The 15,478-nt window shown below is 43.5% G+C and carries 13 protein-coding genes; 4 read left to right on the forward strand and 9 right to left on the reverse strand.

Annotated features, from left to right (window positions below; genetic code table 11):
• Nucleotides 1-4: 4 nt before the first annotated feature.
• The 5 genes from ACFQ21_RS20995 to ACFQ21_RS21015 form a co-directional block, all read right to left on the reverse strand.
• Nucleotides 5-1,081 carry an HlyD family secretion protein gene (locus ACFQ21_RS20995; protein ID WP_377582213.1) on the reverse strand — a complete coding sequence of 359 codons (1,077 nt, stop codon included), beginning with the start codon at nt 1,079-1,081 and terminating at the stop codon, nt 5-7.
• A gap of 19 nt (nt 1,082-1,100) precedes the next feature.
• Nucleotides 1,101-2,426, reverse strand: coding sequence for a TolC family protein (locus ACFQ21_RS21000; RefSeq protein WP_377582216.1), 1,326 nt, complete (start codon nt 2,424-2,426; stop codon nt 1,101-1,103).
• Nucleotides 2,427-2,441: 15 nt separating this feature from the next.
• Nucleotides 2,442-3,032, reverse strand: a complete 591-nt coding sequence (locus ACFQ21_RS21005) for a TetR family transcriptional regulator (RefSeq protein ID WP_377582219.1) — start codon at nt 3,030-3,032, stop codon at nt 2,442-2,444.
• A 295-nt stretch (nt 3,033-3,327) separates the two neighbouring features.
• Complete coding sequence (locus ACFQ21_RS21010; RefSeq protein ID WP_377582222.1) at nt 3,328-6,114, reverse strand: outer membrane beta-barrel family protein; 2,787 nt, start codon at nt 6,112-6,114, stop codon at nt 3,328-3,330.
• 74 nt (nt 6,115-6,188) lie between these two features.
• Nucleotides 6,189-6,929, reverse strand: a complete 741-nt coding sequence (locus tag ACFQ21_RS21015) for a GLPGLI family protein (RefSeq protein ID WP_377582225.1) — start codon at nt 6,927-6,929, stop codon at nt 6,189-6,191.
• Nucleotides 6,930-7,164: 235 nt separating this feature from the next.
• Between ACFQ21_RS21015 and ACFQ21_RS21020 the strand changes: the two genes are divergently transcribed.
• Both ACFQ21_RS21020 and ACFQ21_RS21025 read left to right on the forward strand, forming a co-directional pair.
• On the forward strand, nt 7,165-8,703 hold the full coding sequence (locus tag ACFQ21_RS21020) for a sensor histidine kinase (protein ID WP_377582228.1): 1,539 nt from the start codon (nt 7,165-7,167) through the stop codon (nt 8,701-8,703).
• 172 nt (nt 8,704-8,875) lie between these two features.
• On the forward strand, nt 8,876-9,565 hold the full coding sequence (locus tag ACFQ21_RS21025; RefSeq protein ID WP_377582230.1) for a response regulator transcription factor: 690 nt from the start codon (nt 8,876-8,878) through the stop codon (nt 9,563-9,565).
• Between the two features lie 19 nt (nt 9,566-9,584).
• Here ACFQ21_RS21025 and ACFQ21_RS21030 read toward each other — a convergent pair whose 3' ends face one another.
• Nucleotides 9,585-10,286, reverse strand: a complete 702-nt coding sequence (locus ACFQ21_RS21030; RefSeq protein ID WP_377582233.1) for a response regulator transcription factor — start codon at nt 10,284-10,286, stop codon at nt 9,585-9,587.
• Nucleotides 10,287-10,291: 5 nt separating this feature from the next.
• The gene (locus ACFQ21_RS21035) at nt 10,292-11,554 is read right to left on the reverse strand and encodes a sensor histidine kinase (protein ID WP_377582236.1); all 1,263 of its coding nucleotides are present in this window, start codon (nt 11,552-11,554) and stop codon (nt 10,292-10,294) included.
• A 149-nt stretch (nt 11,555-11,703) separates the two neighbouring features.
• On the opposite strand from ACFQ21_RS21035, the gene ACFQ21_RS21040 reads away from it, so the two are divergent.
• Both ACFQ21_RS21040 and ACFQ21_RS21045 read left to right on the forward strand, forming a co-directional pair.
• Nucleotides 11,704-12,315, forward strand: coding sequence for a YceI family protein (locus ACFQ21_RS21040; protein WP_377582239.1), 612 nt, complete (start codon nt 11,704-11,706; stop codon nt 12,313-12,315).
• Nucleotides 12,316-12,321: 6 nt separating this feature from the next.
• Nucleotides 12,322-13,233 carry a hypothetical protein gene (locus tag ACFQ21_RS21045; protein WP_377582242.1) on the forward strand — a complete coding sequence of 304 codons (912 nt, stop codon included), beginning with the start codon at nt 12,322-12,324 and terminating at the stop codon, nt 13,231-13,233.
• 396 nt (nt 13,234-13,629) lie between these two features.
• On the opposite strand, the gene ACFQ21_RS21050 is transcribed toward ACFQ21_RS21045, so the two are convergent.
• Both ACFQ21_RS21050 and ACFQ21_RS21055 read right to left on the reverse strand, forming a co-directional pair.
• The gene (locus ACFQ21_RS21050) at nt 13,630-14,343 is read right to left on the reverse strand and encodes a LytR/AlgR family response regulator transcription factor (protein ID WP_377582244.1); all 714 of its coding nucleotides are present in this window, start codon (nt 14,341-14,343) and stop codon (nt 13,630-13,632) included.
• A complete protein-coding gene (locus ACFQ21_RS21055) occupies nt 14,340-15,440 on the reverse strand; it encodes a sensor histidine kinase (RefSeq protein ID WP_377582247.1) in 1,101 nt (366 codons plus the stop codon). Before ACFQ21_RS21055 ends, ACFQ21_RS21050 begins: the two co-directional genes overlap by 4 nt.
• Nucleotides 15,441-15,478 lie beyond the last annotated feature (38 nt).

A 15,478-nucleotide genomic window follows, 5' to 3' on the forward strand; every position in this document is an offset into this window, starting at 1 on the left:
ACTCTTAATCTAAATGTACGTCAACAATCACGTTCATACCTGCACGGAGCAGACTTGCTTTTTCAGGAGCATCGGTAAGTATAATTTTTACCGGCACTCGCTGCACTACTTTTACAAAGTTACCGGACGCATTATCCGCCGGCAGCAAAGCAAACTTGGCACCGGTAGCAGGCGATATAGATTCTACTTTACCTTTGAATGACTCGTGCGGGAAAGCATCTACTTCGATCTCAACTTCCTGACCAGGTTTCATTTTCTCAAGTTGTGTCTCTTTGAAATTGGCAACAACCCACTTCTGTCTTTCGGTTACCAGCGCGAAGAGTGATTGACCAGCCTGCACATATTGTCCTATCTGCACATTCTTGCGTGATATAACTCCTGAAGATGGAGCAACAATGCACGCATACGACAATTGAAGTTTAGCATACTCCAGGTCAGCTTCGCGTTCTTTCACTACGGTTGCCGCCAAGGCTATATTTCGGTTGCTCACCGTACTCTGTGCCTGACGTGCGCTTGATTCGCGGAAGCTCGCTTCACGCTGACGTTTCGCTACTTCCAGTTGCTTCAGGGCAGCATCGCGGTCTGCTTCAGCCTGCTCATATTGCTGTTGTGTGATGGATTTTGTTTTGATCAGTTCTTCGTAACGCTTAAAGTCCTGCTCTGCTCTGCGCGCTCTTACTTGTGCGATCTCAACGTTTCCTTCGGAAGCCTGCAATGATGATTTCGAACTCAACACAGTTTCCTGTGATGTAGTATATCCGGCTTTCGTAGATTCAAGGTTTGCCTTTGCATTTTCAAGGGCAGCTTCAGCCTGCAATACTTTTACGGCGAGGTCGCGATCATCCAGAACAATCAATGTATCACCAGCTTTTACAATGGTGTTGTCATCTACCAGCAGGCGCTCTACATAACCTGATACTTTCGGAATGATCGGGCTGATATCGCCTTCCACCTGCGCATCATCGGTTTCTTCGTGGTGCTGGCCATGTATATACTTCGTAATACCAAACGTTGCACCTGCTATTACTAGGACTCCCAACACAATGGCAAATCGTTTATTTTTATTTGTTTTAGTTTCCATACTATATTTTACAATGCTTTTATAGAGTTCCTACTGAGTTCTGAAGTTCATAATACGCAATCATGCTCTCGGCACGCGCAGTTGCATAGTTAATGCGTGCCTGCAGCAACGCTACATCTGCTTCCAGGTAGTCAGACAAAATGAGTAAACCGTTTTTGTATTTGTTTTGCGAGATCTGGTAATTCTCTTCTGCCTGGTCGATTGCTTTCTTCGTGATAGCAAGTTTTTCGAGAGACTTCTGGCAGTTCAAATATTTTCCGCGTATATCTACTTTTACCTGGTCAGTAGCGAGCTGTCGCGAAGCTTCGGCCTGTTCAACGCGCGACCTGGCTTCCTGCATACCGTGCGATGCGTGTAGCGCTCCCGTTATGCTATACTTCAATGACACACCGCCATTCAAAGCATTGGTAACATTTACTACGTTGGGTATAAAGGCGTTTACATATCCGGCTGTTAACGCTACGGTTGGAAGTCGATTGGCTTTCGCGATTTTATATCCTGATTCACCGGCTTTCAGCTGCACGGCTGCCGACTTCAATTCTGTACGATTTTCCAAACCAGTCTGAAGGTATTGGTCCCAGGTGGTAAGTGCAGCAAGTTCAAACATGCCAACTGTGTCCAACTCAAGCGTTGTTTCTTCCGGCAGTCCTAATAATATAGTAAGATTATACTCAGCAAGTTTCACGCTGTTGTTAACATCGGTAAGGGCAAGCTCCACATTGTTGGCCTGCAATTCTGCTTTTAGCCGATCGTTACGTGCCAGTAAATTTTGCTCCTCCTGGTTCTTGAATTCCGTAACGCGTTGCTGTTCCTGCTTCAGATTTTCTTCAATTGTCTTTCGCGTTTCAAGCAACTCATAATATTGATATATAGCCTTCGCTGTGGTAAGCGCTACATTGCTGCGTGTAGTCTGTGCATCATACTGGGCAGCCTGCTCCAGGTACTCGTTCATGATTTTGGTATTTTTGGTTTTAAAGCCGTTGAATACCGGCCATGAAGCAGACACTTGCAACAAGGCAACATCGTGTATGTTAGACAACGCTGCCAGCGGAGAATCTGAACTGCCTCCATTCCCTGATGCTTCATTCGCCATGCTTACCGTTGGTGTATTGAGATGGAGATACGTTCCGCTTACACCCACTTCAGGTATAACTTTATCCTGTGCCTGTTGAACTTTAGCCTGTGCTTCTTTAACTTTTGCATTCGACACAATGAGTTGCTTGCTGTTGGCAACTCCCAGGTCGATGGCTTCTTTTACCGTAAGCCTTTTAACAGATTGTGCCTGCAGATGTATACCGGCCAGTACGCCTGTTATCACGATGAGAGTACTTATTTTCCTGTACATGTTTATATATAGTTCTTATTTAATCAAATAACCCCCGAGCAGATCGAACAGGAATTTCTTCACGCGATCCTTATATACTTCTTCGTTTTCACCAGATCGGGTATAACGCTTTTTGAAAACAGAATGTGTTGTCTGGTAGATTACTCCGAACAGAGCCGCCATTGCCAGGTCTATATCAACTTCTTTTTTGAAAACTTTTTTGCGTTGTCCTTCTTCCAGCAACTTGCGCAGCTCCATACTATTGCGATTGAGTATCTTAACGATATTCTCCGTCAACTCAGGTCTCTCCGTTGTAGAGAGCTCACGGTGTATAAACTGATGATACTTGCAATTGGAAAATATTTTATCAACATACAGATCAATCACCGCCATAAACTTTTCAAGCGGTGCTGCCGATGACTGATTTATATCGTGAAGTTTTAATCGTGTTGTGTCAACGGATTGCTCCATGATCGCGAGCAACAGGTTATCCTTGGAGCCAAAATGGTAATTAATCAAGGCAACGTTTACATCAGCCTTCGTTGCTATTTCGCGAACGCTCGTGAGATCAAATCCCTTTTCTTCAAAAAGCTCTCGCGCCGCAGAAAGTATTTTTTCGCTTGTCATGACTTTATAACGCGCAAAATTAAACAGTTGTTTAATTTTTAAACGAATGTTTAAAAATTATTTTTTCAGGCTTGTATTTAACAATTTCAATCGGTTGCTGATCTTCCAACCTCTCAATAGCTTATCGCTCGCGGCACGACCGCATGGACATTCCGGTTGTATTAGATGGAGGCAAAAAACATTAGTCACGCCTACAACAGACTTAAATTTTTAAGGCTGGCAAAAAAGAAATGGCCACCCCTGATTCCGGATCAGAGGTGGACCATGAAATTTTGAACTTCGTTATCTATATATCTTACGGACGAATCACGCGCATCATACCTCTCGGTGGACGCATGCCCATCGGGTTTAACTGTTTATTCAGTGCATAAATAAAGCTCACCATAAAATAACGGCCCAGCGAGTTGGATGTCTGAAGCTGGAAGTAGTTTACATCCGCGGTTTGTGTTACACCTATATTTTTATCGAGCAGGTTGTTTACTGAAAATCTCAGCTCACCACTCTTCGCTTTCAGGAAGAAACGCGATATGGAAAGATTTACCAGCGGAATAGATTGCTCATAGTCGTTGGTTTTATTTTCATATACCAGGTATTCAAGCGATGAAGTGAACTGGTAATTTTTCAGGAAGGAGACATTGGCTTCTGCTGTAAAGGTTTTGTTGAAGTATAGCTGATTGGACTGCTCGCTTACTTCATACTCGGCAGACTGCCTGCTAATATTGGCCCCGAGGCTCGCATCAAAAAATTCTTTATAGCGATAATCGTAGCGCAATCTTCCCCCGTATGTATTTTGAATCACTCCGCTTTCAACACCTTCCACTACATTCACGCCATTCTGTTTTGAAACATTTCCAGATATACTGAAGCGACTGCCAATCTTTTGTATCGGGAAACTGAATGTGGCATCACCACTCAATCGTGTTGTACTTGATACGTTTACCGGTGTCGATACGCGCACCTGCTGCTCGGTATAACTCTGTGCCGTAGTGATAGCATTGCGCGTATAGGTAGCATCTACGAAGGCAAAGAAACTTACAAACTTACCAGGCTCGAACGTGGTGAAGTTCAGTCGCGCATTATGCGCATAGGCCGGCCGCAGATCAGGATTACCAACATACCAGTTAAGTTGATCACTGTTATCTACAACAGGTTGCAGCTGCTGAATGCTCGGCTCCTGCACGGATGTCTCATAATCAAAGCGCAAGTGTTTGGTTGTTGAGAAATCATAGTTAAAGCGCGCTACTGGTAATAGATTCTGATATGATTTGGAGATCTTCTGATCCAGCAGAATTAAGTCACCATCTAAATAAGTTTGTTGCAGACTGCTTCCTACGGTAACATTGTAATTCTCACGATTCATTCTGAAGTTCAGTCCGGCACGGTGGTACTGATAATCGCTTTTATACTGATTACTCAGCGAAGAATTGAAAACATAATTTTCATTTTGAACATCATATACCTTCTTATCAACATCGTTCAGGTTCTGCCGGAATGTATAGTTTGCTTCCAGGTATTTTCTGTTTCCCAGCGGCTCGGTATATGAGAGTGTTCCGCTGTAACTGACAGTACTTGTTTCCTGTGTATTGGTTTGCAAAACCGTTGTTGTTTCCTGATCGCCCGTATAGTATATATTGGTAGCATCCTGGTCGCCATCGCGGTCGCTGTCGGTTACACTTAGTTGTGCATTAACGGATAACGTGCGTCCTTTTTTAGAGAATCGATGGCGCCACAGCAGGTTTGTATTGAGACTTGCCGATGTACCACTGGCCGAAGATCGACCGGTACTCTCATTCAGTAAATTATCCTCTGCATCAAAATTCTGACTATCGCTGGTTGTATTCGATTCGGTTTCGTTATAGGTAGTGCTCGTAGTGAACTTCAGCGAATTCATCGAGTCCAATTTATGCTCCAGTGTCGTATTAACGCGATGATTGGAATTTGTACTCAACTGCCGGCTATGCTGATTGAACTGCAGGTTACCCGAAGTCAGGTAGTTGGTTCGCTCGGTCGTCATGTCAATATCATGATCGAGGTGATTATAAAAATAACTCGCGTTGAGCTCGGTCTTTTTATTAAACTCATTATTGAAGTTTACACCACCGGCATAATTTGTCATTATACCACTGTTGCGTCCACCTATATTTACCGGTACACCGGTTGAGTTGTTGGAGTTAAGTTCAACGCGCACAACACCACGTCCGCTCATAAGCTGTTGTGTCCCCCCTGTGAAGCTCATATAGTCGTCCATCGCGAACCCCTGCTCATTGGTATTATTCCCCATACCTAGTACCGAAAGCTGTTGACCTTTTTTGAAGCGGTTGAGATTGAGCTTTGCGGCATAGCGATCGTCCGTACCAACACCACCTTGCAGATTCCCAAATACACCATTACGTTTTTCCTCTTTTAGTTCGAGATTGATAGTCTTCTCGCGCTGGCCGTCATCGATACCTGAAAAAGCAGCCTGATCAGATTTCTTATCAAACACCTGTACCTTGTCAATAGCATCAGCAGGAAGATTGCGCGTGGCCAATTTAGGATCAGTACCAAAAAAAGTCTTACCATCCACCGTTACGCGTTTTACCTGTTCGCCCTGCGAGCGTATAGTACCATCGTTGTCCACTTCAACACCCGGAAGCTTTTTCAGCAACTCTTCCACCGTTGCATTCTGATTGGTTTTAAAAGCAAGCGCATTATACTCAATAGTGTCGCGCTTGATCACAACCGGAATCTTTTCAGACTCGATCACCACTTCATCCAGTTTTGTTTGTGCGGGTACCATCTTAAGAGCACCCATATTTACTATATCTCCCTCGGCAGGAGCAATGGAAGCTGAATAGGTTTTATACCCGACATACGTCACCTTTAACATATAGGAGGCCCGCGCGAGATTGGCTATCTCAAACTTACCGGCAACATCCGTAGCGCCGAAATTTACCAGCGATGAATCTTTCGGATTCAACACAATAACCGTAGCACCCGGCAAGCCATGCGACACAGAGTCCACCACCTGTCCCCTCACAGTAATCTTCTGCGCCAGCGCCACCTGCGACATAAAAACAAAAAATATTAAAAGTCTTTTCATAAGATATATAAATCTACAGATCAGGATATAGTATATAATTACAGATACATCAACACCTCAACACATGAACACACCTAGTTCCGGATCATCACACCGCCTTCACGTCCCATTCGCTGCATCTGCTCATCCATCATTTTGCGAAATTCCTTTTCGGTGATCTTTGTACCGCCCGATGGAATTTTAAGTTCGCCTTTCTTCAAAGCACGCGGCTCTACTTTTATGGCTGTGATAACACGTTCACCTTCATTAATATCAACCTGCACAACAGCACCCGGAAGTGTAGTATATATCTCAGGTCCTAAAAAAGGGCGAAGCTTGTCAGTATACCACGCCACTATTGTTTGCTTGCGCTCTTCATTATAGAATGTTGCCTGGCGACAGACATACCCAAGAATTGTTTTTACTTCTGTCCCGAATTTCCACGGGGTAATTTTCACAGAATCTTCAATCAGGTATTTCTTACCCATGAATTCCTGCTGGGTAACTTTTTTAGAAGAAGCATAATTAAAGTAAACTTCGGCATTTGGTCTTCTGAAACGCATGCGCATGCCACCACCATCTTCGCCTGCAAAGTCGTCTTCCTCTTCTTCTATTATAGGTTTGTAAAGTGATTCTGTCGCTGTAAAAGAGAGCTGCTCTTTATGAACATCGAACTCGGGCATCATCTCCTTCATGCCCTGTCGTTCGGGAGGAAGTCTGCGGTGCATATTTACTTTCACTTCATAAGTAATAATGCCTTCGGAAGTTTGTGCAAAAACAAAATGTGCTGCTGTAAGGGACACCAGGATGCCCAGAAATATCAGGATACGTTTCATTGTTGTAGAAATTTTCATGAATTAGTTTCGGGAGTAAATGTACAGGCAGAGATTAAGGCCAACGGTTAATAGTTCTGAAAGGAATGTTAATTAACGTTAAAGATGTTTAGCACTGGCAGCGGGAACGTTACCTTTGTATCAGGTGAAAGGCTTAACATTGTTTAGCATAAGCAAATACCGGTTACCCATTTGCTGTGTAGCGATTAAGAGCGGTAAAGCATAGAAGGGACTACAGATGAAGAAACGTAAACATATAGGTATACTCCTCCTGATGATCAGCAGTATGATCCTGTTGATCACTTTGCAGGCGTTATGGTTGATAAACTCGTATGAAAAAGCATTCTACGATTTAAGGCGCGAAGCAAATGATATATTCCGGAGCACCGTATATACCATGCGTGACTCACTTATTTCCAAAAATATACTTGCGATTTCGTCAGACTCTATCCGTGTTGCAATTCCGGCCATGCCTGCGTCTGTCGTTGCGTACGGTACTACCAAACACGTTGATTCCGCGAAGTGGGAAGATGCTGTTGAAGATTCTATGGTGCGCGATGAAAAAGTGCGTATCTACATAACTTCCCAGGATCATGTAGACTCGCTATCGCGTGATATGCTGAAGCCTGTGGTATCGCGCATCCAGAATTTTCAGCTGCGCAGTAAGCGGGGTGCGAAAAGTTTTGTAGTCCGGCTCGGTGCCGACACCCTTGATCGCGATAGTCTGAGACATGAGTTTGGCAAAGCGCTTGCCCATGCTTCGTTCAATCTTCCTTTCGAAATATACCATATCGTTCGCACGCCTCCGGCAGATCGGCCAGACTTCTTTCCGGATTTCGCACGTCAGGAATTCCATAGAGGTAAAGATAACAAGAGTCCTTCACACGATTCAGCCCCTATATTTAGCGATACGCTCCATGTTGAACCGGTGCGTCTCAATCCGCTGCATCATTATGCAACGTCACTCACCAATGTACGCGGCACGTTGCTAACTGAAATTACTCCACAGATTTTATTCTCGGTGTTCCTCACGATTATGATACTTATCGCTTTTCTTACGATGTACCTGAACATGCGCTCACAACAGCGATTGATGGAACTGAAGAATGATTTTATCAGCAACGTTACGCATGAATTGAAAACCCCGGTAGCAACCGTAAGTGTAGCCTTGGAAGCACTCAAAAATTTTCAGGCAAAGAGCAACCCCAAACTGGCAGCTGAATATTTAGATATAGCGCAAGGTGAATTAAACCGGCTCACCTTGATGACGGATAAAATCCTACGCACCGCCATCTTCGAGAACCGGGGTGTTGAATTTAAACCCGAACCCATAAACCTGGATGAAACCGTACAACAGGTAATAGCATCCATGAAGCTGGTATTTGAAAAACGTGGTGCGAGTATTCAGTATATAAAAGAAGGATCGGACTTCGAAATGCAGGGAGGCTCGATGCACATTACCAATGTAATTTACAATCTGCTTGACAATGCGTTAAAATATAGTCTTAAAAATCCGTTTATACTTGTTACCTTAAAAGGTGTACCCGACAAACTAACATTACTCGTGGAAGACCGCGGCATCGGTATACCCAAGGAGTATCACAAAAAAATATTTGAAAAATTCTTTCGCGTACCTACCGGTGATGTACACAATGCAAAAGGCCATGGCCTCGGACTTAACTACGTAGCCAGCGTTGTAAAAAGTCATGGAGGAAAAATTGAAGTAGAGAGTGAGACAGGTGTTGGGAGTGTGTTTCGGATTGAGTGGGGGAGATGAGAAGACGGAAAGTCCGGAAGTCCGAAAGACAGGAAGTCGGGAAGACTGAGAGACTGAACCGAGCTACAACTAAAAGACACTATATATAGTCCTCCACTAAAAAAGAAAACACAAAAACGTTCAGACCTTCACACTTCCGGACTTCCGACTTCCGGACTCTAAAAAAAGAACAATGACCAAAACAAAAATACTATACGTTGAAGACGAGCCATTTCTCGGACGAATTGTTAAAGAGAGCCTGGAGAGTCGGGAGTTTGAAGTAACGATGATTACCGATGGAGATGAGGCGGTTGATGCTTTCAAAAAACTACGGCCAGACATCTGCATACTCGACATCATGCTTCCAGCAAAAGATGGCTATACGATTGCCAGGGAAATAAGACAGCTTGCGCCTGCTATACCGATTATTTTTGTTACGGCTAAAACGCAAACCGAAGATCTGTTAAAAGGTTTTGAGGTTGGTGGCAATGACTATATACGAAAGCCTTTCAGCATGGAAGAGTTAATCGTACGGATCAACAATTTACTACAGATCACGCAACACCAGAAAAATGGTAACAGCAGTGATTCTATTATCATTGGCTCCTATCAATTTGTACCCCTGCGTTATGAGTTGCGCTATAAGGAGGTAGTGAAAAAACTGTCACACCGTGAGTCTACATTATTACAGACGCTGGTTGAGAATAAAAACGCCACCATCCTTCGAAAAGATATACTGATGAAACTCTGGGGTGACGATTCGTTTTTTAATTCGCGAAACCTCGATGTATATATTACAAAATTACGAGACTATCTGAAGGAAGATTCCTCCATTGAAATTATCACTATTAAAGGTATAGGTTATCATTTTGCTGTGGGCTAACTATATGCGAATGCGGATATTATTCTCTCACTTCCAGTTTATACCCAACACCGTGAATGTTCAGAATGGCAACATTCGCATCGTCCTTTAACAGCTTTCGCAGGCGCGATATAAATACATCCATACTTCGCCCTACAAAATAGCCTTCGTCTTCCCAGATTGCTTTCTGAATTATATCCCGATCGATCACTTTGCTCCGGTTCAGGCAAAATAATCTTAAAAGCTTTGCTTCTTTATTCGTAAGCTCTTGCACACGGGCTGGCGATGTTACCAGCTGGTTGGAGAAATCGCATACAAGCGTTCCTAACCGGTATATAAATTGTTCGTCAGCTCTTGTAGGTTGTGCATACACACGCTTCAGAATGGTTTCGATGCGCAGCAGAAATTCCTCCACGCTAAAAGGTTTCGTAATATAGTCGTCTGCACCAAGTTTAAAACCGTGTATGCGATCTTCTTTCATCGCCCGTGCTGTTAGAAAGATAATGGGCACCGACAGGTTCAACTTGCGTATATCGTGTGCCAGGGTAAAGCCGTCTTTCTGCGGAAGCATAACATCCAGTACACACAGGTCGTGTTGCTTCTTTACAAACGCACTTAATGCAGATTGTCCATCGCTGTAAACCTCCACGGTATATCCGGCCATCTCCAGGTTATCCTGTAACATGAAACTCATGTTACGATCATCCTCTGCCAGTAATATCTTACGCTCTATAACTTTCATCGCTTTTATATATTTTGAAACAGCAAATCGAATCGACTTCCTTTGTTCTCTTCGCTACTTACAGTAACCCTGCCGTTGTGTGCCTGCATAATGCTCTGCACGTATGTAAGGCCGAGACCGAATCCTTTTATATCATGGCGATTACCGGACGGAGCACGGTAAAATCTATCAAATATATACTTCTGAATATCACGATTTATACCCATGCCTTTATCGCTAACGCTTACAACAATACCTCGTTCGTGATTTTGCGTAGTAATTGTTATTTGAGGATTGGCCGGTGAATACTTATCGGCATTGTCCAACAAATTATAAAGAACATTGGAAAGATGAATCGGATCTCCTGTTACACTGGCGGGAGATGCTTCGAGTTGCTTCACGATCTTACCTTGCCGCGCTTGCAGCCGAAGTTCGAATGTGGCCAGCACCCTATTAATCAGTTCGTGAAGATTAACTTCCTTCTTATCCAGGTTTACCTTACACTCGGCAAGCTGCGCAGTTTGCAGTACTTGTTCCACATGAAATTTTAATCGCTGATTTTCTTCGTGAATAATATCAGCATAGCGCATGGCTTTCTTCCGATCGGTTGGTGTTACAGCCCGTAACACTTCACTTGCCATACCTATATTGGCAATAGGCGTCTGAAGTTCGTGCGTCATATTATTGATGAAATCGGCTTTTATCTCTGCAAGCTTTTTCTGCCGCGACAAATCCACCACCATATAGCCAAACACAGCAAGAATGAACAGAAATATACCCGACATGACAATCCAGAATTTCATAGCACCCAGTATATCAGCACGTTTATCCGGAAATGTTATCGAAAAATCCATGCGTGCTTTTACAGGTTCACGTCCCAGACAAGTAGCGTCCGCATCGCTGAGCGCACCTTGCTTGTAAAAATTACCAAACAGCAATGTATCGAGCTGATGTTCATACACCGCCAATTGAAATGAAGCATATACTTCATGCTTTTTGAATTCTGTGCGAAGCAACGAATCGAGCGCGCTATAGGTAAGCGTACGGTTCAGTTCAACGAAGTATACATTCGATGCCGTTTGATGTATAGGCTCGATGCGTGCCACTGAATCATTTTGCAATAATAAAAGCTGATCGGCAACATTACGCAGCGCGAGGTTTACACGCTTGTCAAATTCTTCCTCTTGTATACTATACGCATGTATAAACCAATATACCTGCAGGGCGAGCAAGCCTGCCAGTGCTGCGAGTGTTGTAACAATCAGTATTCGGTATACTTTACCTTTCATAGCATGCAATCTGCATAGTAAATGTACTCTTTAATTTTGTGGCAGGAGTAAAATTTACATTTCGTTAACATCTTTTTACAAGCACTTTACAAAAAGAAAAATGATTGCCAGTACGTTTGACACATCATTTCTAAAATCAATAAATCACTATGAAAACAAGCATACTCGCGCTGGTGGTATTGGTAACACTCAGTGCGCTAACCCTTCGTGATCCCGGCACTTCCTATCCGGTAGATGTGCGACAAAGCTCCATGCGTTGGGCAGGATATTACCTCTTCAGCTTTGGTGAACACAACGGCACGATCAATTTGAAGAAAGGCGAACTCATCGTAACAGACAATCAACTAACTGGCGGAAGTTTTGAAATTGACATGAACAGTATTAAAAATCTGGACATGGCTGCCAACAATGGCGGTGACGACCTGGTAAATCATTTGAAAAGTGATGACTTCTTTTCTACTGAAAAATTTCCGGCAGCGTTTTTCGAGATCATGAAAGTAGAACCGATCAAAGATGCCACTGGCGACCAACCCAATGTACATATAACCGGAACGCTCACGCTAAAAGGCGTAAAGAATACATTAAAGATTCCGGCAACGGTGAAGCATAGCGGATCAACCATCACGGCACATTCCAAATTCAAATTCGACCGCACCAAATGGAATGTTCGCTATAGTTCCGAAAAATTTTTCAGCGATGTAGGCGATAGTGCTATATCAGACGCTATTGGAATAGAACTTAACGTACGGGCTACAAAATAATATACCATGAAAATATACCATTATATCCTGATGCTGATTGCAATAGGTATACCGGCAATTGCGCACGAACAAAACGATCCGATCTACATAACCCGCGATCGCGGACAACATTGGGAACCTGCAGGAACAGGATTGCCAAAGGGCACCTATGTAAACGCCTGGACGATGCATCAACACAAAGTTATTGTGAGTATCGCATCGCACGGTGTATATACTTCCGTGGATAAACTTAAAAGCTGGGAACCTATTAATATCGGCTTACCCAAAGGTGCAAAGGTAGATGCGTTGCTGTCCAAAGATGAATTGCTGTTGGCAGGTACACATCAACATGGCATATATATATCATATAACGGTGGAGATTCCTGGCAATCCGCCAGCAAGGGACTCGGTGACATGACGGTACGCAGTTTTTACACAGACCAAAGAGTTATCCTGGCGGGCACTAACGATGGTGTATATTTTTCATACGATAACGGTCAATCCTGGCAACCAACTATTCGCAAGCTGCAAATTAATGCATTTACGTACTTTCAGGGTATTGTGTTCGCAGCCACGAATGCAGGTATATATCAATCGCGCGATGGCGGAGTGCATTGGACTGTGTCGGGGATGAACCACGGTGCGGCATCGTCTATCACAGGAGATGGAGACAAAGTTGTTTTTACACAGTATGGTGGCAAATCGTATGTATCGTCAGATCTGGGAGCAACCTGGCTTGATGCCTATCCTTTCTTCGACCTGTATACATTTCGCATTACCCCCAAAAGTATACCTATACTTATTGCTCCCTGGCGCAATGCACTGAATATATACTATTATCAGCAGCTTACGGGGTCAGACGGATTGCCCGATGCACCCTTTACACAATTGTTAGAGACACCATATGGAGTACTAACGGCCGTGGGTGGTGGTTGCTGACGTAAAAGAAACATTACCTAAACTAACCTCCTATAAAAATAAAAAAACCGAAGCAACGTGTGCTCCGGTTTTTTTCTACCTAACCTACCTGTGACCAGAGAGTTTCTATCGATATTATAATAATTAACTCGTTTGCTTAAATAATAGTATACGGTGTCGTAATTTTTTTTCGTACAGCCTGTCCGTTGTGGAATAGGCGACACGTGCGCATGCTATAGAACCTGTTGCTCTAAGGACGAAAACAATAATGCGAGGGTTAATGGGCGATGCAAAAAATGGCTATAAAGAAACTATATCCTCAATGAATTTAAGATTTCACGGGATAATTGGAAACCGGGATTTATTCACAATTTTAATTCACAAATTCACAATGTGGAATCACGACAACATTTTTGATCAGGGCATGTTTTTTGGATCGATGAACCGGTTCAGGTTGTCTTTATAGTGTTCGCTGATGGGTATCTGCGCTTTTAACAAGCTGATTCTTCCTTTGCGAATGGATGTGATCTTGTTAAGCGAAACAATGAATGATTTATGTACCCGCACAAATTGATCGGCCGGCAATTTTTCTTCCAGGGATTTCATACTCATACGCGTAATAACGGGACGTTGTGACGACAGCAAAAATATCTTCACATAATCTTTCAATCCTTCTATATAGGCTATATCACTGAAGTCGATACGCACCAGGTTATACTCGGAGTTTACAAACAGGTAGGTTGCGCTTGCCTGCAACACCGGAGCTTTCTGTGCATTGAATTTATCGTACGCTTTGTTAACAGCTTTCAGAAAACGTTCAAATGAAACAGGCTTCAACAGGTAGTCGATCACATCGAGATTATAGCCTTCCAGCGCATACTTTTCATACGCTGTAATAAAAATAACCAGTGGCGGATTCTTAGACATACCCTGCAGAAATTGTATACCGGTAATGCCCGGCATCTGTATATCCAGGAAGATCAGATCAACACTCTGCGTTTGCATGAAGCTGTTTGCTTCAAGTGCGTTGGAGCATTTCTTTACCAACTTCAGGAAAGGTATCTTCTTGATGTTATCTTCCAGCAGGTCGAGCGCCAGGGGCTCATCATCAACAGCAACACACGTCATCATTCGGGAATAATTTTCAGTTCGGTGATAAACCAATTATCGTCTGTCTGGTATATATCCAGTGTATATAAATCTTTATACAGCAAGTCCAATCTTCTGCGCACATTCTGCAGGCCGATGCCAGAGCTTTCATCCTTCATCTCATCACCCGCGGGGTTGAAGCGGTTGCGCACCGTAAAGCTAATGCGATACGCTGTAGCCTCCAGTAATATAATAATAACGGGCTCATGAATCAATCCTACTCCATGCTTGAAGGCATTTTCAACAAAGGGCACCAGCAACATCGGTTCTATCATCAGGTCCTTGCGTTCAATATCCACATGAAAGTGCATGTTGATGGAAGAACCAAACCTCAGTTTCTGCAATTCGATATAGTTATTCAGGTAATCAGCTTCCTGCTCTAGCGAAACTTTTTTCTCGGTATGGTATAGCGAGTATCGCATCAACTGCGAAAGCTGTATGATAGCAGACTCCAGCTTATCCGATTTTTTTCTGGCCAGCGAAGCCAGGCTATTTAAAACGTTAAACATGAAATGCGGACTCACCTGCGAACGAAGAAACGAAAGTTCTGATTTCAGTTTTTCATTCTCCTGTTCTTTCAAGGCAGCTTCAAACGATGAGCGGTCCTGCATAATGCGCAGCGCCAGACTCAGCCCGAACACCATCAGAAAATTAGGTATACCTATAAAGAGCGGTGGTCCAAACGGACGCCCCATCTCATCGTGTGGAATAAAGACCGAGCGGATCGCGTACCCGCCCAACAGATATATACTAAAGGCAAGTAATACTATAAATATATAGGGCCACCATCCTTTTTTAGAAAGGATACGGGGCACCAGCACAAACATGTTGAGGTAAAAGAATATAGCCAGCAAACCATTGGTAACAAATGTCTCGATGCGAAACCACATCGGGTCAAACGGAACCGAGTTGATCATCTGGTTCGCAGGCCCACCGTCTGGCGGGGGTGGTCCCATGGGTTGTCTTATGAATTTAGATCCGGAGCGCGATAAAAAACGAAAGGGCATCATAAACAACAATGCCCAGCCAAACACGTGTAGTGCTACGATCAGTATTTTGTTAACAACTCCTTTTTTCACGTGTTATATTGAGCCTACCTTCCTGAATCCGGCTCACT

It is taken from the genome of Ohtaekwangia kribbensis (genome assembly GCF_042676245.1).
Taxonomy (GTDB): domain Bacteria; phylum Bacteroidota; class Bacteroidia; order Cytophagales; family Cyclobacteriaceae; genus Ohtaekwangia; species Ohtaekwangia kribbensis.

Excerpts from the sequence above, each read along its gene's own strand:
- ACFQ21_RS20995 (WP_377582213.1), bottom strand. The coding sequence starts at position 1,081 with ATGGAAACTAAAACAAATAAAAATAAACGATTTGCCATTGTGTTGGGA.
- ACFQ21_RS21000 (WP_377582216.1), bottom strand. The coding sequence starts at position 2,426 with ATGTACAGGAAAATAAGTACTCTCATCGTGATAACAGGCGTACTGGCC.
- ACFQ21_RS21005 (WP_377582219.1), bottom strand. The coding sequence starts at position 3,032 with ATGACAAGCGAAAAAATACTTTCTGCGGCGCGAGAGCTTTTTGAAGAA.
- ACFQ21_RS21010 (WP_377582222.1), bottom strand. The coding sequence starts at position 6,114 with ATGAAAAGACTTTTAATATTTTTTGTTTTTATGTCGCAGGTGGCGCTG.
- ACFQ21_RS21015 (WP_377582225.1), bottom strand. The coding sequence starts at position 6,929 with ATGAAACGTATCCTGATATTTCTGGGCATCCTGGTGTCCCTTACAGCA.
- ACFQ21_RS21020 (WP_377582228.1), top strand. The coding sequence starts at position 7,165 with ATGAAGAAACGTAAACATATAGGTATACTCCTCCTGATGATCAGCAGT.
- ACFQ21_RS21025 (WP_377582230.1), top strand. The coding sequence starts at position 8,876 with ATGACCAAAACAAAAATACTATACGTTGAAGACGAGCCATTTCTCGGA.
- ACFQ21_RS21030 (WP_377582233.1), bottom strand. The coding sequence starts at position 10,286 with ATGAAAGTTATAGAGCGTAAGATATTACTGGCAGAGGATGATCGTAAC.
- ACFQ21_RS21035 (WP_377582236.1), bottom strand. The coding sequence starts at position 11,554 with ATGAAAGGTAAAGTATACCGAATACTGATTGTTACAACACTCGCAGCA.
- ACFQ21_RS21040 (WP_377582239.1), top strand. The coding sequence starts at position 11,704 with ATGAAAACAAGCATACTCGCGCTGGTGGTATTGGTAACACTCAGTGCG.
- ACFQ21_RS21045 (WP_377582242.1), top strand. The coding sequence starts at position 12,322 with ATGAAAATATACCATTATATCCTGATGCTGATTGCAATAGGTATACCG.
- ACFQ21_RS21050 (WP_377582244.1), bottom strand. The coding sequence starts at position 14,343 with ATGATGACGTGTGTTGCTGTTGATGATGAGCCCCTGGCGCTCGACCTG.